Origin of the sequence: Rubrivivax sp. JA1026 (genome assembly GCF_011065555.1) — a bacterium.
Taxonomy (GTDB): Bacteria; Pseudomonadota; Gammaproteobacteria; order Burkholderiales; family Burkholderiaceae_C; genus Rubrivivax; species Rubrivivax benzoatilyticus.
On the sequence record NZ_JAALCQ010000005.1, the window covers coordinates 261,928 to 280,088 of the forward strand.

Sequence of the window (18,161 nt, forward strand, 5' to 3'; positions counted from 1 at the left end):
GCGAGACGAAAGCCACGCCGGGCGCCCGCGCCGGCCCTGCCGCCACCCGGGCGACCCCGCCGCGGCGACAATCGACGGTTCGCCCCGTTGTCCCCACCCGAGAGCACGCCGTGTCCCACGCCCTCACTCCGCCGCGCCCGGCGCGCGCCCTCACCGGCTACAAGCCGTTCTGGGCCAAGCGTTTCGGCCCCGCGCCCTTCCTGCCGACCACGCGGCAGGAGATGGAGGCGCTCGGCTGGGACTCCTGCGACATCGTCATCGTCACCGGCGACGCCTACGTCGACCATCCGAGCTTCGGCATGGCCGTCATCGGCCGCGTGCTGGAGGCTCAGGGTTTCCGCGTCGGCATCATCCCGCAGCCCGAGTGGAACGCCGTCGAGTCCTTCCAGGTGCTGGGGCGCCCGAACCTGTTCTTCGGCATCGCCGCCGGGAACATGGATTCGATGATCAACCACTACACGGCCGACCGCCGCATCCGCAGCGACGACGCCTACACCGCCGGCGCCGCCGCCGGCAAGCGCCCCGACCGCGCGACGCTGGTCTACACCCAGCGCTGCCAGCAGGCCTACAAGGACGTGCCGGTGGTCATCGGCGGCATCGAGGCCAGCCTGCGCCGCGTCGCCCACTACGACTACTGGCAGGACAAGGTGCGGCGCTCGATCCTCGCCGACAGCAAGGCCGACCTGCTGGTCTACGGCAACGCCGAGCGCGCCATCGTCGAGATCGCCCACCGCCTGGCGCGGCGCGAGCCCGTCGAGACGATGACCGACATCCGTGGCACCGCCTTCCTGGTGCGCAGCGGCTTCGCGCCTCAGGGTTTCATCGAGATCGACTCCAGCGAGGTCGACCTGCCGGGCCGCGTCGACGCGCTGCCCAACCCCTACGAGCCGCCCGACCACGCTGGCGGCAACGCGATCGAAGGCCCCGAAGCCGCCGACCCGACCGTCATCGACGCCGAGCCGGCTGAACCGGCTGCGGCCGCGGCGGCTGTTGCCGAGCAGCCGATCACGATCGTGCCGCGCCGCGCCGCGCGGCCGGCGCCGCCGCCGCGCGACCGCACGGTGATCCGCATGCCGTCGTACGAGCAGGTCCGCGCCGACCCGGTGCTCTACGCCCATGCCAGCCGCGTGCTGCACCTGGAGACCAACCCCGGCAACGCGCGGGCGCTGGTGCAGCGCCACGGCGAGCGCGACGTGTGGATCAACCCGCCGCCGCTGCCGCTGAACACGCCGGAGATGGACCACGTCTTCGACCTGCCGTACGCGCGCAGCCCGCACCCGCGTTACGCCGACGAGTTCGGCCGCCACGACGGCGCGACCAGGATCCCGGCCTGGGAGATGATCCGCTTCAGCGTGAACATCATGCGCGGCTGCTTCGGCGGCTGCACCTTCTGCTCGATCACCGAGCACGAGGGCCGCATCATCCAGAGCCGCAGCGCCGACAGCATCGTGCGCGAGGTCGAGCAGATGCGCACGATGCCGGGCTTCACCGGCGTCGTCAGCGACCTGGGCGGGCCGACGGCCAACATGTACCGCCTGGGCTGCAAGAGCCCCGAGATCGAGGCCGCCTGCCGCAAGCCGAGCTGCGTCTACCCCGACATCTGCCAGAACCTGCGCACCGACCACGGCCCGCTGGTGAAGATCTACCGCCGCGTGCGCGCGCTGCCGGGCATCAAGAAGGTGCTGATCGGCTCGGGCCTGCGCTACGACCTGGCGGTGAAGAGCCTGGAGTACACGCGCGAGCTGGTGTCGCACCACGTCGGCGGCTATCTGAAGATCGCGCCCGAGCACACCGAGCGTGGGCCGCTGTCCAAGATGATGAAGCCGGGCATCGGCAGCTACGACCGCTTCAAGCAGCTGTTCGACCAGTTCAGCGCCGAGGCGGGCAAGAAGCAGTACCTGATCCCGTACTTCATCGCCGCGCACCCGGGCACCACCGACGAGGACATGATGAACCTCGCGCTGTGGCTCAAGCAGAACGGCTTCAAGGCCGACCAGGTGCAGACCTTCTACCCCAGCCCGATGGCCACCGCGACGGCGATGTACCACTCGGGCCTCAACCCGCTGAAGGGCGTGCACCGCGACGAACGCGGCGAACGCGTGGACGTGGTGCGCGGCGAACGCCGCCGCCGGCTGCACAAGGCCTTTCTGCGCTGGCACGACCCGAACAACTGGCCGCTGCTGCGCGAGGCGCTGAAGGAGATGGGCCGCGCCGACCTGATCGGCAACGGCAAGCACCACCTGATCCCGACCTACCAGCCCGCCACCGACGGCAGCTACCAGAGCGCGCGGCGCAAGAACAGCACGCCGTCCAAGGGCACGGTGCTGACCCAGCACACGGGGCTGCCGCCGCGGGCGGGGTTGCCGTGCGGGCGGGGGCCATCTGCCGGTGCGGCGGGTGGCGCCGCTGCGCGGGGCGCGGCGCCGGGGCGGGGGGCTGGTGGCAAGCCGGGCTCGGTGGCGAAGGGGCGCAAGCGCTGAGCTTGCGCCGCCGGGCTGGCCGCCGCGTTGGTGGTGACCGCTACCGCGGCGGCACCGCTGCTGAGGCGGCGTCGGCGACGCTCCATTCTTGATGGCTTGTTGAGCCGGACCTCGTCCGGCCGGGTGCGCCACCGCCTGCGCGTGCCACGGCCACCGGGTGGCCGGTTCCGTTCATGTCCCCCGGCCCGGCTGCGCCGGGCCTCCTCCTAATACTTCACTCCACCGGCCACCCGGCGTCCGCGGCAGGGCGGGGTGGGATTTGTTCGCCCGGTCTTGGCTGAACGTCCCCCGAAGGCGTGTGGAGGGTTGGGCTAGCTCTGTTAGCGACTCGGATTCCTCAGTAACCGAGATCGCTCCCGCTTGCGTTCCCCTGGCGGTTACATACGCGGTTAGGCCCGCAAACCGGGTGCCGTTGGTGTACGTGATCAGACCGACCTGCCAAGCCTGGCAGTAAACGTGCCGCGGTGCGCGATGGTTGCGAGCAGCCCCTTTCGCTTGCTTAGCGCCGAGGCCGCACGCTCCGCCGCGTTGATCTCGTCAGCCCAGGAGACCGCACGTTCCGTCGTCGTTTGGGCTATGTCTATCAGCTGGTTGCGTTGGGCGCCCTGTTTCGCTTCTTCCGTCGGGCGCCAACTCTGGAGCGACGTGCAATGCGGCGAAATTTTGATCTGCCTCCATTGGACTGCTGAGGGCCGACGGGTGCGATCTGATGGGGTGGGCCGAGAATGAGTCCTCGGGTGGATCCCTCTGTTCCGATCTCTAGGTTGCGCGCTTGCTGAGTGCTAATGCCACAAGTTGATTGGGGACGGGTTGGGGCTTGTTATAGATCAGTCGCATATCGGAGAGTATGCCGTGGATTATCAAGAGTTGCGTCGCCAGCTTCCCGCGAAAGAGCGAACTGTTAATGATCTTGTGCGCTATATAAAAACCAGAACTGACGGGCACTCGAATTATAACTTGCTGTTTGGTGCCGGGTGCTCGATTACCTCTGGTGTGCGCTCGGCAAGCGCGCTGATAGAAGTGTGGCGGCGCGAGATATTGGAGTTGACGCCTGGCGGCTGCGATTTGCTGGGGGAGGCGCCCTCCGTGCAGCGTGAATTCTTGAGGCAGCATCACTCTGATTGGTACGATCCCGCGCGTGAGTATTCATCTCTGTTTGAGCGGCGCTATGACTTGCAACGTCAGAGGCGCATGTTCGTGGAGTCCGAGGTTTCTCGCGCGTCTCCCTCGATTGGATATGCGTATCTTACTGCGCTGGTGGCTGAAGGGTATTTTCGCAACATATTCACAACCAATTTTGATGATCTAATTAACGAGGCGTTCTATTCGTATTCATCAGAGAGGCCTATAGTTTGTGCTCATGATTCATCAATCTCTAGTGTCACTGTTACTTCCAAGCGGCCTAAAATTATTAAGCTTCATGGGGATTACTTATTTGATGATCTGAAGTCGACAATTCGAGAGACTGAGTCGCTTGAGATTAATATGCGATCCAAGTTCTCTGAGTTTGCTAAAGAGGCTGGATTAATTGTTGTAGGTTATTCCGGTGCTGATCGTTCTATTATGGATATATTCTCCTCGCTGTTAAAAAATGAGGAGTACTTCAAAGGGGGTGTTTACTGGTGCCTGCGCCCGGACTCAGAGGTTTCGGAAGAGTTGCGTAGGCTGCTGTGGCGAGAGCGAGTCTACTTTGTCCGTATCGAAGGCTTCGATGAGTTGTTTGGCGACTTGTTTTCGGATCTCACTGGAGGGGACTGCGTGCCTCCTTCGTTGCTGGGAATCGCCCGACCTAGTGGTGTCGTCGATCGACTTCTCAAATCCCCGGCGGCTATTCCGGAGACTACCAAAGTATTGTCTGCAGCAAAGAGGCGTTTGTCTAGTTTGACGAAGCGATCGGCAATTGCGGGATTGATAGTTCAGTCGAATAGTGATGACGGACCTGCGCTTAGAGGTCAACCCCAAGAATTTACCGATGATGAACTTCTCATTCTGACCGAGGTGTCTGGTTTGCTGAGCGAGGCCAAGTATGATGCTGCCATTGAGAAGATTGGCCTAGCCTTGCAGGGTGACTGTCGTTTGATATATCGCAGGCGCCTGTTGAGGGAACAAATTCAGGGCTTCCGCTTGAAGGGGGAAAATTTGCTCGCTCTTCAGGTTATAGAGCAGCTTGTCAGCTTAAATCCAAGGCGCGGCTCAAATTATCTGCTGCGGGCTAATATTGAAGTTAATGAGGCGCGCAAGTTGGAGGCTATCGAGAAAGCGATTGCTGTGGAGCCACATTTGCCTCAGGCGCATCTGGATCTCGCTGAATGGAATATTCGTGCCGCGGATAGGGTTTATGGGGAGAGCGCACGGAGGTTTCGTGATTCGGCAGTTGTTGCTCTGAGAAAATCTATTGATCTGAATCCTTACAGGGCAAACCCTGCTTGGTTAACTCTGGGTGACTTGCTTCATAGGACATTTGGTGACGATAAGGTTGGGTGCAAGAGCGCTGAAGACAATCTTTTATCTGATATTCGTAAGCAAGGCGGCGAATCCTACTACTGCCTTAACTTAGGGCTTGAAATTGCTAAACGCCGCGAGGATGAGAAGGCAATCGATTCAATATTGTCTGTCCTCGCCGACGTTGAGGAGCGTCACGGCCTCGAAAGCGTTATCTGGGTTGCTGACTTGAGGTTTGACGCCTACGCCGCTAGGTGTGATGTAGACTCGATTCGGCGTCTCGTGGCAGTCTGTGAACGCGATGGTATTTTTCGTCAAAGCCCGGAGACAGTGCTTGCTGCGGCGCGTGCTATTCGTGCTTCTGTTGGGGATGACGATTTGGCGGCGCGCCTTCTCTCAGAGGCGCTTCGCGGTTGGGATTTTAATGGTGATGTTTTGATAGATTTGTTCCGGCTGTACTTGGATATGGGGCGATCAACCGAGGCTCGCCGATTGTATGAAGTGTGGGGTAATCGCTTGGTGGATAAAGCTCGTTTGGCCTTGCTGACAGATCTCCTGGAGACTGAAGGTGATTTTGATTCTGCGCTTCAGGTTCTAGAGGAGCGTGAGCTCAAAACCGGGTCAAAATACATCGTTGAGCGCACCTACGTCTTGCTCCAGGCCAGTCGGTTTTCCGAGGCTGAGCGCGTCGCGCGATCGTTTTTGGAAAGTTATAATTTCACCCCCGAAGCTCATGTGGAGATCATAAATTTTGAGTTGGCGAGGAAGCTCCAAGGCCGTCGACCGGATAACAATAGATTGGATGCAATATTGAGGCTTTCGGCGTCTCCAAACGTTTCTTCGGCGGTGTATGCGTTGTTGGGGCGGCGGGATGAGATGGTGAAGTCAATCCGAAAGGCAATAAAGAAAGACAAGGCATTTAGATACTGTGTGGCTCGTTGGCCTGTATTCGGTGAATTTCGCTCAGATCCGGACGTTATCGCTGCACTCGCCGCGTGAAGCGGAAGAGTTAAGAAGCCGGTTGCCGGAGCGCTTCGCACGGTTGTCTGTCGCGACGGCGAAGCGACTCTCGCCTCGACTATCGATTCGAGCATCCGGTTGCGCGTGACGGCCGACCTGCCGGCCGACCCTATCCCCGACCGACCCATGACCCCCCACTTCATCCTCTACGTCGCCGACCAGCCCGCCAGCCGCCGCTTCTACGAACAGGCGCTGGCCCGGGCGCCCCGGCTCGACGTGCCTGGCATGACGGAGTTCGAACTGCCCGGCGGCGCGGTGCTCGGGCTGATGCCGGAAGCCGGCATCAGGGCGCTGCTCGGGGCCGCGCTGCCCGACCCGGCGGCCGGGCGCGGCGTGCCGCGCGCCGAGCTGTATCTGCTGGTCGACGATCCCGCGGCCGCGCACGCCCGCGCGCTGGCCGCCGGGGCGCGCGAACTCTCGCCGCTGCTGGCGCGCAACTGGGGCCACGTCGCGGCGTACTCCCTCGATCCCGACGGCCACGTGCTCGCTTTCGCCTCGCGTGCGGATTCCTGAGCTACGTACTCGGCTTTTCCGTGCGGTCCTCCCGGCAACTCGCTCGTCTACGTCGAATTGGTGAAATCGCTGTGTCATGATCGGCCGTCCGGGTCCGAGCGGGCCGCTCCGCCCTCCGCCTCGCCCGGCGGTCGCCGCCTCCGAGGTGGTGGTGTCAGGGTACGGGCGAGCCACCGGCGCTGCCGCGGCGCGCCGCGGATGACGATGAACTGCACGACCGAAACCAGCGCCGCCGACTTCATGGACCTGCTCGCCCAGCCCGACCCGGCCGGCGGCCAGCACCTGTTCGAAGTCTTCCCCTGGAACGACAACTTCAACACCGGCAACGCGCTGATCGACGAGCAGCACAGGCGCCTGGTGGACCTGCTGAACCAGCTCGCCGGCACGCTGGTGCACAACCGGGCGTTCGAGGTCGAGGCCGCGTTCGCCGAGCTGGCGGCCTATGCCGACTATCACTTCTCGGCCGAGGAAGAGATCTGGGTCGACTGCTTCGGTGACGACGTCTGGCTGCACAACCACCAGGCGGCCCACGGGGCCTTCCTGCCCAAGGTGCAGGACCTGAAGCAGGCCGAAGGCGGCCAGCCGCTGTACCAGCAGATCGAAGGCATGGTGAAGTTCCTGATCCGCTGGCTGGCCTTCCACATCATCGTCGAGGACAAACGTTTCGCGCTCGTCGTCGCCGAGGTCCAGGCCGGCGTGCCGCTGGACGAGGCCAAGCTGAAGGCCGAGCGCAAGATGGGCGCCTCGTCGGTGCGCCTGCTGATCGACACCGTTCTCGGCATGTACGAGAACCTGTCCAGCCGCACGCTGAACCTGCTGCGCGAGCGCCGCGCGCGCGTCGAGGCCGAGGAGAAGCTGCGCCAGGCCTACGTCGACCTGGAGGCCGCCAACCGCCGGCTGGAGGAGTCGGCGATCACCGACGACCTGACCGGGCTGTTCAACCGCCGCCATTTCGACGCCGTCTTCGCCGCCGAGCTGGCGCGCGCCCGGCGCGAGCGTTCGACGCTGACGCTGGCGCTGCTGGACCTGGACCACTTCAAGCGCCTGAACGACACCTTCGGCCACGTCGCCGGTGACGAGGCGCTGGTGTCGGTGGCCGCGGCGCTGCGCGAACACGGCCGCCGCGCCGGCGATTACGCCTTCCGCCTCGGCGGCGAGGAGTTCGCGCTGCTGGCCTGCAGCTCCAGCCCCAGCGGCCGCGGCCAGGAGCTGTTCGAGGCCATCCGCCGCGACATCGAGGCGCTGGCGATCCCCAACAGCCGCAGCGCCACGGCGCCGACGCTGACGGTGTCGATCGGCGCCATCGTGCGCGTGCCGCAGCCCGCGGACACCGCGCAGACGCTGTTCCTCGAAGCCGACCGCCTGCTCTACGAAGCCAAGCAGCAGGGGCGCAACCGCATCGTCTGCGGCTGAGCGCGGCGTTCAGCGCAGCGCCGGCGCGTCCAGCAGGCGCTCGATCTCCCAGGGCTCGGTGTAGCCCTGCACCGAGATGCGCACGAAGGTCCGGCCGGCGTGGGTCGTCACCGGCACCTCGATGCCGCTTTCGTCGAAGAGGCGACGGCGCAGCGCTTCCGGGTCCTGCGGCGGCACGGGGATGACCACCATCTGCGCCCAGTCCTCGTCCCGGGCGATCGGCGCCAGGCCGTGGCGGCGTGTCAGCGCCTGCAGCGCCTCGCGCGCCAGCGCGTGGCAGCGCTCGCGCACCGCGGGCCAGCCGTGGCGGCGCTGGAAGTCGATGGCCGCCGGCACCGCCAGCCAGGCCGACAGGTCGCGTGTGCCCTGCCACTGCAGGCGGCGCTCGAACAGCGTGCGCCCCAGGTAGGCGTCGAAGCCGGCGTGGCCGCCGCTGCCCTCGGCATATCCCCAGCTGATGACCGGCGCGTCGAGCCGCGCGTGGTGTTCGGGCCGGGCGTGCAGGAAGCCGCTGCCCTTGGGCGCACACAGCCACTTGTGGCAGTTGCCGACGTAGAAGTCGGCGCCGACGGCGTCCAGGTCCAGCGTGATCTGGCCCGGCGCGTGCGCGCCGTCGATCAGCGTCGGGATGCCGCGCTCGCGTGCGGCGCGGCACAGCGCGGCCACCGGCAGCGTCAGCGCCGTCGTCGACGTGATGTGACTGGCGTAGATCAGCCGGGTGCGCGGTGTCACCGCGGCCATCAGGCGCTCGACGAAGCTCTCGCGTTCGAAGGGCAGCGGGATCTCCACGCGCCGGTAGTGCGCGCCGCGCGCGGCGCAGGCCTGCTGCCAGGCGGCGTCGCAGGCGCCGTATTCCAGGTCGGTCGACAGCACCTCGTCACCCGGTGCCAGCACGAACGAGCGCGTGACGACGTTGACGCCGGTGGTCGCGTTGGGCACGAAGACCAGGTGCTCCGGGTTGGCGCCCACTTCGCCGGCGAGCGCCGTGCGCGCCTGGTGCAGCAGCTCGGCCGAGCGCCGGCCGAGAAACTCGACCGGGTTGCGCTCCATCTCCAGCTGCCAGCGCTGCTGCTCGGCCAGCACCTCGCGTGGGCAGGCGCCGAAGGAGCCGTGGTTCAGGAAGACGAGATCGGGGGCGAGCAGGAACAGGTCGCGCATCGTGTCGTGTCGGCTGGAGGCGGGCCGCCCGAGTCTAGGGTTCCGCCTCCAGTGCTGCGGTGCACAATGTCGCGTCCTTCCATGGAGCGCTCGGATGCGGCACGTCGTCTTCAACCAGAAAGGCGGGGTCGGCAAGTCCACCATCGCCAGCAACCTGGCCGCGATCGCGGCCGCCAGGGGGCGGCGGGTGCTGCTCGTCGACCTGGACGCCCAGGCCAACTCGACGCACTACCTGCTCGGCGAGGCCGCGGTCGACCCGCGCCCCGGCGCGGCGGAGTTCTTCGAGACGACGCTGAAGTTCAGCGTGCGCCCGGTGCCGGCGGCCGATTTCGTCACCGCCACGCCCTGGGAGCGGCTGGACCTGATGCCCGCCAGCGCCGCGCTGGAGGAGCTGCACGCCAAGCTGGAGAGCCGCTACAAGATCTTCAAGCTGCGCGACGCGCTGGCCGAGTTTGCCGGCACCTACGACGAGATCTGGATCGACACGCCGCCGGCGCTGAACTTCTACACACGCTCGGCGCTGATCGCCGCCGACGGCTGCCTGATCCCGTTCGACTGCGACGAGTTCTCGCGCCGCGCGCTGTACGGGCTGCTGGAGGCGGTGGAGGAGATCCGCGCCGACCACAACGACAAGCTCGCCGTCGAGGGCATCGTCGTCAACCAGTTCCAGCCGCGCGCCAGCCTGCCGCGGCGCACGGTGCAGGAACTCGTCGACGAAGGCCTGCCGGTGCTGGAGCCCTACCTGGGCGCCAGCGTGCGCGTGAAGGAGTCGCACGAACTCGCGCGCCCGATGATCCACCTGGACCCCGGGCACAAGCTGACGCAGCAGTTCGTCGCGCTCTACGAGGCCGTCGCCAAGCCTAGAAAGCGCTCAGCGAAGCGCTGAGCTCCTCGCCCCACTGGGCGATCTCGCCTTCGTCGACCTGCAGCCAGGCCAGCGCCGCGGCCGAGTGGTCGGTCCAGTCGCGCTCGGGCAGCTGGGCCTCCTGGCGGCGCACGATGTGCTCGGCGACGAGGCCGGCGGCCATCAGCGTCTGCACCTCGGGCTCGGTCTCCTCGCCGCCCAGCGAGTCCAGGTCGTGGTGCAGCCGGATCGCGGCCATCACCTCGGGCGCCAGGCGCCAGACGCGCGCCACCAGCGCGCCGACGACGGCGTGGTCGGTGCGGTGGTTGGCGTTCTCGGTGGCGACGTAGCTGCGGTCGATGCGCGCCGCGGCCTCGACCATCGTCGAGCCGTAGCCCTTCACGCTCTGCAGCAGCACCGGCATGCCGACGTGGCAGAACAGGCCGTAGGTGTGGGCGACGTCGGGCGACAGGCCGACGAGCTGGCGGGCGATGAAGGTCATCGCGATCGCACGCTGCGCCGAGCGTTCCCAGAAACGCCTCAGGTGGCGGTTGTCGGCGACGATGGCGTTGCGCACCAGGAAGCCGGTCATGATCGCCGCGGTCTGCTTCAGGCCCAGGCGGTTCATCGCCTGGCCGACGGTCTGCACCGGCGGGCCCACGGCGTATAGCGCGCCGTTGGCGTTGCGGATCAGCGTCGCCGACATCGCGACGTCGCTGGCGGCGATGCGGGCGACCTCGTTGAGGTCGGGCTCGGGCTGCTGCATCACCGCCTGCAGCCGCGCCAGCAGCGCCGGGCACGGCGGCACGACGATGTGCTGCAGCGCGCCGCGGGTGCGGGCGTGGTCGATTTCACGGGCGATGGAAGCGGTGCGCGAGGTGTCGGCAGGCAGCGGTGCGGCGATGGCGGTCATGGTGGTGGGGCGCGTCCAGACGTCTTATCGGCCGCGCCGCGCCAGACTGAAGTGCCGTCGTGCCGGCAGGCTTGCGCCGTGTCAGCCGTCTTCCGACACGCGCCGCAGCCGCCGTCCGACGCCCGCGATGGCGCCGCGCCGCAGGCGGCCGGGGCCGTGGCCGACTAAGCTGGATTCATCGCCCAGGGTCCAGGGAGACCGACGTGATGAACGCCTTCGCCGATGCCGGCCTCGCCGCCCGCTACCAGCTGCGGTTCGAGTCGTTGTTCCAGCAGGGCCGCGCGCTGGCCTTCCCCTGCGACGCCCAGGGCCGCGTGGCGATGGACACGCTGAGCGAGCGAGCGCGCTGCAACTACCTCTACGCCCGCGCCGTCGTCGGCCGCGAGTACGCGACACCGGCGGTCGTGCCCGACTTCCTGTCCTGAGCACCCGATCGGGCGGCGGCCGCGGCGCCAGGGTGCCGCATGCGGCGACAATCGCGCCGTGGCCGCCAGCAGTCTCCTCGCTCTCATCGACGACATCGCGACCGTCCTCGACGACGTCGCGCTCCTCAGCAAACTCGCCGCGAAGAAGACCGCGGGCGTGCTCGGCGACGACCTCGCGCTGAACGCCCAGCAGGTCACCGGCGTGGCCGCCGAGCGCGAGCTGCCGGTGGTCTGGGCGGTGGCCAAGGGTTCGCTGCTGAACAAGGCCATCCTGGTGCCGGCGGCGCTGGCGATCAGCGCCGTCGCGCCCTGGGCGGTGACGCCGCTGCTGATGATCGGCGGCGCCTTCCTCTGCTACGAGGGCTTCGAGAAGCTGGCGCACAAGTTCCTGCACCGCGGCGACGACGACGCCCACCGGGCCGAACTGCGCGCCGCGCTGGACCAGCCCGACGTCGACCTGGTGGCCTTCGAGAAGGAGCGCATCAAGGGCGCGATCCGCACCGACTTCATCCTCTCGGCCGAGATCATCGCGATCACGCTGGGCACGGTGGCCGAGGCCGAGTTCATGACGCGCGTGCTGGTGATGTCCGGCGTCGCGCTGGCGATGACGGTGGGCGTCTACGGCGTCGTCGCCGGCATCGTCAAGCTCGACGACCTGGGGCTGCGGCTGCAGCGTGCCGGCAGCGCCGCGCTGCGTTCGCTCGGCGACGGCATCCTGGCCGCGGCGCCGTGGCTGATGAAGTTCCTGTCGGTGGCCGGCACCGCGGCGATGTTCCTCGTCGGTGGCGGCATCCTGGTGCACGGCGTGCACCCGGTGGCCGAGGCCGTCGAACACACGCTGGGCGGGCTCGGCGGCGTCGCCGGCGCGGTGCTGCCGGCGCTGGCCAACGGGCTGCTGGGCGTCGCCGCCGGCGCCGTGGTGCTGGCCGGCGTGACGCTGGCGCAAAAGCTCTTCGCCCGCGCGCCGGCCTGACCGGCCGGCCGCCTTACTTGCGGATGCCCAGCAGTTCGACCTCGAACTGCAGCGTCGCGTTCGGCGGGATCACGCCGCCGGCGCCGCGTTCGCCGTAGGCGATCGTGCTCGGGCAGGTCAGCTTGGCCTTGCCGCCGGCCTTCATCTTCTGCACGCCTTCGGTCCAGCACGGGATCACGCGGTTCAGCGGGAACTCGATCGGCTCGCCGCGGCGGTAGGAGCTGTCGAACTCCTTGCCGTCGACGAGCGTGCCGCGGTAGTGCACGCGCACGGTGTCGCTGGCCGTCGGGCTGGCGCCGCTGCCGTCCTTCAGCGAGCGGTAGATCAGCCCGCTGGCGGTGACCACCGCGCCGGGTTCGGCGGCAGCGGCCTTCAGCGGGTCGGCCGGCGCGGCGGCGAAGGCGAGGGCGGGAGCGGCGGCCACGACGGCGGCCAGGCACAGGCGGTGCAGGGACAAGGGGGTTCTCCGAGAGTCAGGGGGTGAGGAAACGTTCCTCGAACCAGCGTTCGAGCATGCGCCGCTCGTAGGCCAGCGCCTCGTCGGCGCGGCCGCCGAAGAGGCGGTTCTGCAGATAGTTCAGGTCCGAGACGGTCTCGTCGCGTGTCTGCACGCTGCCGCCGGCCTCGAGGCGGTAGCGCAGCGTGATGCGCGGCCAGTCGGCGCCGCCGGTCAGCACGCGCGTGTCGTTGACGTTGCCCACCGGCACGTGGCCGGCGAGGTCGACGTCGAGCACCTCGACCGTCAGCACCTGGCCGTCGGGCAGGCGCCGGGCGAGGTCCTGGAAGATGGCGGCGAGCCGGTCGGTCGTGCGCTCGCGCTCGACGGCGCCGAAGCCGACGTCGGTGTAGCGCTCGGGCTCGACGAAACTCACCTGGACGACGCCGGCGGCCTGCGCCGGGCCGGCCAGCGCCGCCAGCGCCAGCGCGGCGCCCAGCGCCGCGTGGCGGATCGGGAAGAGGTGTGGCATGGGGCCTCCACGAGACGAAGCAGAGACCCCCAATCTGGCACGGAACGCCGCCGGGCACCAGCGCCAGCGACGAGACACCACCGGGCGCAACCTTACTTCGTGCGGCTGTCGCGCAGCGTGGTGATGCGGTTGAACACCGGCGCGTCGGCGCGGTGCAGCACGCGGTCGGCGACGAAGTAGCCGTGGCGCTCGAACTGCAGCCGCGTCTCGGCCGCAACCGAGGCCAGCGACGGCTCCAGCCAGGCCTGCACGACACGCTTGCTGTCGGGGTTGAGCACCTCGCGGAAGTCGCGGCCGGCGGCGTCGGGCTGGGCTTCGGTGAACAGCCGGTCGTAGAGGTTCACCGTGGCGGCGACGGCGTCGTGCCGGCCGACCCAGGTGATCGTGCCCTTGACCTTGATCGCGTCGGCGCCCGGCGTGCCGCTCTTGGTGTCGGGCACGACCTTGGCGAGCACCGCGGTGACCTGGCCGTCGGCGTCCTTCTCGCAGCCCGTGCACTCGACGACGACGCCGTACTTCAGCCGCACCTTGTTGCCCGGGAACAGGCGGAAGAAGCCCTTCGGCGGCGTCTCGGCGAAGTCCTCGCGCTCGATCCAGACCTCGGGGCCGAGGCCGAAGTGGCGTTCGCCCAGTTCCGGGTGGTGCGGATGCGCCGGCGCCTGGCAGGGCTCGACGTGGCCGGCGCCGAAGACCTCGTCCCAGTTGACGAGCTTCAGCGGCAGCGGGTCGAGCACGACCATCGCACGCGCGGCCTTGCCTTCCAGGTCCTCGCGCAGGCAGCCGTCGAGCACCGAGTAGTCGAGCCAGATGTTGGTCTTGCTCGCGCCCGAGCCGTCGGCCATCGCGCGGATCGCTTCCGGCGTGTAGCCGCGGCGGCGCATGCCGAAGATCGTCGGCATGCGCGGGTCGTCCCAGCCTTCGACGATCTTCTCGTCGACCAGCGCCTTCAGCTTGCGCTTGCTGGTGATGACGTAGCTGAGGTTGAGCCGGCCGAACTCGTGCTGGCGCGGCGTCGGGCGCACCAGCAGGCCCAGTGTGGCCAGCTGGTCGAGCAGCCAGTCGTAGAACGGGCGCTGGTCCTCGAACTCCAGCGTGCAGATGCTGTGGGTGATGTTCTCCAGCGCGTCCTCGATCGGGTGCGCGAAGGTGTACATCGGGTACAGGCACCACTTGTCGCCGGTGTTGTGGTGCGTGGCGTGCTTGATGCGGTAGAGCGTCGGGTCGCGCAGGTTGATGTTCGGCGACGCCATGTCGATCTTGGCGCGCAGCACCATCGCGCCGTCGGCGTGTTTCCCGTCGCGCATCTCGCGGAACCGCGCCAGGTTCTCGGCCGGCGTGCGGCTGCGGAACGGGCTGGCCGTGCCCGGCGTCGTGAAGTCGCCGCGGTTGGCGCGCATCTGCTCGGCGCTCTGCTCGTCGACGTAGGCCAGGCCGGCGTTGATCAGCGCCTCGGCGGCGCGGTACATGAAGTCGAAGTAGTCGCTCGCCCAGTAGAGGTGGGCGGTGCCGTTGGCTTCCCAGTCGAAGCCCAGCCAGCGCACGGCCTCGATGATCGCGTCGACGTACTCCTGCTCTTCCTTCTCGGGGTTGGTGTCGTCGAAACGCAGGTGGCAGACGCCGCCGTAGTCGCGCGCCAGGCCGAAGTTCAGGCAGATGCTCTTGGCGTGGCCGACGTGCAGGTAGCCGTTGGGCTCGGGCGGGAAGCGGGTGCGGATCTTCGCCGGGTCGGGCACGCCCGCCGCGTGGTGCGCGCCGTCGCCCGGGGTGCCGCCCCAGCGGCGCTGGCTCCAGGTGCCGGCCTCGAGGTCGCGCTCGATGATGCCGCGCAGGAAGTTGCTCGGCTTGGGGGCGTCGGGGGGAGTCGGGTCGTGGGCCATTCGGCAGGCGGTTTCGCGCAAGGTTCGGGGCCGCGCGCACGGGGGGCTCCGGCGTGGCGGCGAAAGAGCGAAGGATTCTATCGAGCGGCCGTCGCGCGGGGCGGCCTGGGCGGCAGGGGGCAGGCCGCAGGGGTCAGGTCTCGCGAGACCTGACCCCGTCTTCTCGCGCGAGACCTGACCCCGTCTTCTCGTCGGTGGTCGTTTCGCGAGACGACGGGCGGCAGGTGCGTGCGGCAGGGGTCAGGTCCCGCAGGACCTGACCCCGTCTTCGCGTCTGACCCCGTCTTCGCTGCCCTCTTCGCCGCGGCGCCCCTGGCGGCAGGGGTCAGGTCTCGCGAGACCTGACCCCGTCTTCGCGTCTTCGCCGCGGCGCCCCGGCCGGTTTGGAATAATCGCCGGTCCTTGTCCACGGCGTCCGTACCCGGCGCGCCGCCCCAGAACCGATGTCCGAGGCGACCGCCCCCGCCGACCCTGCGCCTGCCGCGCGCCCCGCCGAGTCCGCTCCGCTGCAACTGCTGCGCGTCAGCGCCGACGAGGCCGCGCGGCTGGACGGCGCCGCGCTCGGCGGCCTGGCCTGGGGCGCGGCGGCCACGCCGTCGGCCCCGGGCCTGGTGGCGCGGCTGCTGGCGCCGGCCGCGCCGGTCGTCGACCTGTTCAGCGCCGGCGCGCCCGACAGCGGCCGCTTCGGCCCGGTGCACTGGCGCGACGACGGCCACTGGCTCTACGGCTGGCTGGACCTGCCCGACGCGGTGGCCGACCTGACCGACGCCTCGTGGCAGGCCTACCGCGACCTGTTCGAGGTGCTGGACGCACGCGGCCGGCCGCCGCTGGTCAAGGTCTGGAACTTCCTGCCGCGCATCAACGACGACGGCGGCGGGCTGGAGCGTTACCGCCAGTTCAACGTCGGCCGCTTCCGTGCCTTCTCCGAAGCCGGCTTCGACGCCTTCGAAGGCGCGCCGGCGGCCTGCGCGCTGGGCCCGCACGAAGGCACGCTGGCGATCCGCTTCCTGGCCTCGCGCGGCGCGGTGCGGCCGCTGGACAACCCGCGCCAGGTGGCGCCGTACCGCTATTCGCAGCGTTTCGGCCCGCGCAGCCCGAACTTCTCGCGTGCCGCGCTGGCCGACGCGGGCGACGGCCGGCTGGCCTTCTTCGTCAGCGGCACGGCCAGCATCGTCGGCGAACGTTCGGTGCACGAAGGCGACGTGCGGGCCCAGCTCGCCGAGACGCTGCGCAACCTGGACGCGCTGTGCGAGCAGGCGCGCGCCCACGGTGCGGCGGCGGTGTCGCCGGCCGACCTGGACTGCGTCGTCTACCTGCGCCATCCCGAGGATCTCGCCGTGGTGAAGGCGGCTTTCGAGGCCGCCGTCGGTCCCGATTCGGTGGCTGCGCGCGGTGCGGTCTACGTCGAGGCCGACGTCTGCCGGCGCGAGCTGCTGGTCGAGATCGAGGGCCACGCGCTGCTGGCCGGGGCGCTGCGCCGCTGATCCGCGCCGCCTGCGCGCGGCCTGTCATCGAACCGTCTCGGCGCGTGAAACGCCGCGTCACACAAGCTCCCTAAGTTCCAGGTTTCTTCAACACCTGGAACCTGGGAGCCATGTACAAGAGCCTTCAGCGGTACTCGACCCTCGCGCTCGCGGCGGCCGCGCTGTTCTCGCTTTCCGCCTGCGGCGGCGGTGACGACGACGACGGCCCGGCGTTGCCGAAGAACGTCATCGTCATGATCAGCGACGGGGCGAGCTGGAACACCTGGGAGATGGCCGCCAACTGGCAGGCCGGCGTCAAGGCCAACGACCTGCCGGCCTACGCCGCGATGCCGGTGCGCCTGGGCATGACGACCTTCCCGCTGACGACCAGCACCACCAAGACCGACACTGCCGAGACGACGCTCAGCTACGACCCGGCCAAGGCCTGGGACACCACGCTGGTGACGGCGGCGGGCTGGATCGGCGGCTCGACCGGCAACGACTACACGACCGCGATCGCCGGCTACCAGTACCTGCGCCAGAACGTCACCGACTCGGCCGCCGCCGGCACCGCGCTGGCCAGCGGCCACAAGACCTACAACAACGCGATCAACGTCGACAACTTCGGCAACCCGGTCGAGTACATCACCCAGATCGCGCGCGCGCAGGGCAAGGCCACCGGCGTCATCACCTCGGTGCCGTTCAACCACGCGACGCCGGCCGCGTTCGGCGCCCAGAACGCCTCGCGCAACGCCTACAACGCGATCGCCAAGTCGATGCTCGAGACCGGGCCGCTGGACGTGCTGATGGGCGCCGGCCACCCCGAGTACGACGACAACGGCCGCGCCTGGGCCGACATCGACCCGACCTGCGCCACCAACGCCTGCCGCGCCGCCAACAACTACATCGCCGCCACCGAGTGGCAACGCCTGAAGGCCGGCACGCTCAAGCCCGCCGGCGCCACCGCCGCCTGGAAGCTGATCGACGACAAGGCCGACTTCGAGAAGCTCGCCGCCGGCACGCTGAGCTACGACGGCCCGATCTTCGGCATCCCGCGCGTGGCCTCGACGCTGCAGCAGGCGCGCCAGGCCGCGGTCAAGGGCAACGACGCCGCGCAGCCCAGCGGCGTCGCGCTGAACACGACCGTGCCGACGCTGGAGACCATGACCAAGGCCGCGCTGGCGGCGCTGGGCAAGAACCAGAAGGGCCTGTTCCTGATGGTCGAGGGTGGAGCCGTCGACTGGGCGGCGCACGCCAACCAGACCGGCCGCATCATCGAGGAGCAGGTCGACTTCAACCGTGCGCTCGCCGCGGTCAACGCCTGGGTCGAGAAGAACAGCAACTGGAACGAGACGCTGCTGATCGTCACCACCGACCACGGCAACGCGCTGCCGCTGGGCACGGCCTCGGACAGCACCGCGTTCCAGCCGATCACCAACGCCGGTGCCGGCCAGCTGCCGCAGCTGCGCTGGTGGTCCGACAACCACACCAACGAGGTGGTGCGTGTCTGGGCACGCGGCAAGTACGCCGAGAAGATGAACCAGTACGCCCGCGGCCGCGACGCCCAGTTCGCGGCGCGCATCGGCCACAACGCCGACGGCAGCTACATCGACAACACCGACATCTTCGGCATCGGCAAGGCGGCGCTGGGCCGCTGACGCCGCGCCGAGGC

The 18,161-nt window shown here is 68.3% G+C and carries 14 protein-coding genes; 9 read left to right on the top strand and 5 right to left on the bottom strand.

All coding sequences use genetic code 11. The annotated features are described in order from the left end of the window. The first annotated feature begins 110 nt into the window (after positions 1 to 110). From G5B56_RS11090 to G5B56_RS11105, 4 genes are all read left to right on the top strand, one after another. Positions 111 to 2,480 carry a YgiQ family radical SAM protein gene (locus tag G5B56_RS11090; RefSeq protein ID WP_164963231.1) on the top strand — a complete coding sequence of 790 codons (2,370 nt, stop codon included), beginning with the start codon at positions 111 to 113 and terminating at the stop codon, positions 2,478 to 2,480. An 852-nt stretch (positions 2,481 to 3,332) separates the two neighbouring features. Then, complete coding sequence (locus G5B56_RS11095) at positions 3,333 to 5,921, top strand: SIR2 family protein (protein WP_164963232.1); 2,589 nt, start codon at positions 3,333 to 3,335, stop codon at positions 5,919 to 5,921. A 147-nt stretch (positions 5,922 to 6,068) separates the two neighbouring features. Beyond that, positions 6,069 to 6,455, top strand: coding sequence for a VOC family protein (locus G5B56_RS11100; RefSeq protein WP_164963233.1), 387 nt, complete (start codon positions 6,069 to 6,071; stop codon positions 6,453 to 6,455). A 204-nt stretch (positions 6,456 to 6,659) separates the two neighbouring features. Continuing rightward, complete coding sequence (locus G5B56_RS11105) at positions 6,660 to 7,868, top strand: GGDEF domain-containing protein (protein WP_230246251.1); 1,209 nt, start codon at positions 6,660 to 6,662, stop codon at positions 7,866 to 7,868. A 9-nt stretch (positions 7,869 to 7,877) separates the two neighbouring features. On the opposite strand, the gene G5B56_RS11110 is transcribed toward G5B56_RS11105, so the two are convergent. Next, positions 7,878 to 9,026, bottom strand: a complete 1,149-nt coding sequence (locus G5B56_RS11110; protein ID WP_164963235.1) for an aminotransferase class V-fold PLP-dependent enzyme — start codon at positions 9,024 to 9,026, stop codon at positions 7,878 to 7,880. Positions 9,027 to 9,120: 94 nt separating this feature from the next. Here G5B56_RS11110 and G5B56_RS11115 point away from each other — a divergent pair, with 94 nt between their 5' ends. Further along, complete coding sequence (locus G5B56_RS11115) at positions 9,121 to 9,912, top strand: ParA family protein (RefSeq protein ID WP_009857390.1); 792 nt, start codon at positions 9,121 to 9,123, stop codon at positions 9,910 to 9,912. Here G5B56_RS11115 and G5B56_RS11120 read toward each other — a convergent pair. After that, the gene (locus G5B56_RS11120; protein ID WP_164963236.1) at positions 9,887 to 10,783 is read right to left on the bottom strand and encodes an HDOD domain-containing protein; all 897 of its coding nucleotides are present in this window, start codon (positions 10,781 to 10,783) and stop codon (positions 9,887 to 9,889) included. The genes G5B56_RS11115 and G5B56_RS11120 overlap by 26 nt on opposite strands. Before the next feature lie 206 nt (positions 10,784 to 10,989). Here G5B56_RS11120 and G5B56_RS11125 point away from each other — a divergent pair, with 206 nt between their 5' ends. Both G5B56_RS11125 and G5B56_RS11130 read left to right on the top strand, forming a co-directional pair. Next, entirely contained in the window at positions 10,990 to 11,208 is a 219-nt protein-coding gene (locus G5B56_RS11125; RefSeq protein ID WP_009857388.1) for a hypothetical protein, read from the top strand. 58 nt (positions 11,209 to 11,266) lie between these two features. Further along, positions 11,267 to 12,181, top strand: coding sequence for a DUF808 domain-containing protein (locus G5B56_RS11130; RefSeq protein ID WP_009857387.1), 915 nt, complete (start codon positions 11,267 to 11,269; stop codon positions 12,179 to 12,181). 13 nt (positions 12,182 to 12,194) lie between these two features. On the opposite strand, the gene G5B56_RS11135 is transcribed toward G5B56_RS11130, so the two are convergent. The 3 genes from G5B56_RS11135 to G5B56_RS11145 form a co-directional block, all read right to left on the bottom strand. Further along, the gene (locus G5B56_RS11135) at positions 12,195 to 12,638 is read right to left on the bottom strand and encodes an FKBP-type peptidyl-prolyl cis-trans isomerase (RefSeq protein ID WP_206026591.1); all 444 of its coding nucleotides are present in this window, start codon (positions 12,636 to 12,638) and stop codon (positions 12,195 to 12,197) included. Positions 12,639 to 12,654: 16 nt separating this feature from the next. Beyond that, on the bottom strand, positions 12,655 to 13,149 hold the full coding sequence (locus tag G5B56_RS11140) for a DUF3016 domain-containing protein (protein ID WP_164963237.1): 495 nt from the start codon (positions 13,147 to 13,149) through the stop codon (positions 12,655 to 12,657). A 92-nt stretch (positions 13,150 to 13,241) separates the two neighbouring features. Next, the gene (locus G5B56_RS11145; RefSeq protein ID WP_164963238.1) at positions 13,242 to 15,026 is read right to left on the bottom strand and encodes a glutamine--tRNA ligase/YqeY domain fusion protein; all 1,785 of its coding nucleotides are present in this window, start codon (positions 15,024 to 15,026) and stop codon (positions 13,242 to 13,244) included. Between the two features lie 443 nt (positions 15,027 to 15,469). On the opposite strand from G5B56_RS11145, the gene G5B56_RS11150 reads away from it, so the two are divergent. Then, on the top strand, positions 15,470 to 16,510 hold the full coding sequence (locus G5B56_RS11150; RefSeq protein WP_164963239.1) for a hypothetical protein: 1,041 nt from the start codon (positions 15,470 to 15,472) through the stop codon (positions 16,508 to 16,510). A 110-nt stretch (positions 16,511 to 16,620) separates the two neighbouring features. Further along, the gene (locus tag G5B56_RS11155; RefSeq protein ID WP_164963240.1) at positions 16,621 to 18,147 is read left to right on the top strand and encodes an alkaline phosphatase; all 1,527 of its coding nucleotides are present in this window, start codon (positions 16,621 to 16,623) and stop codon (positions 18,145 to 18,147) included. Positions 18,148 to 18,161 lie beyond the last annotated feature (14 nt).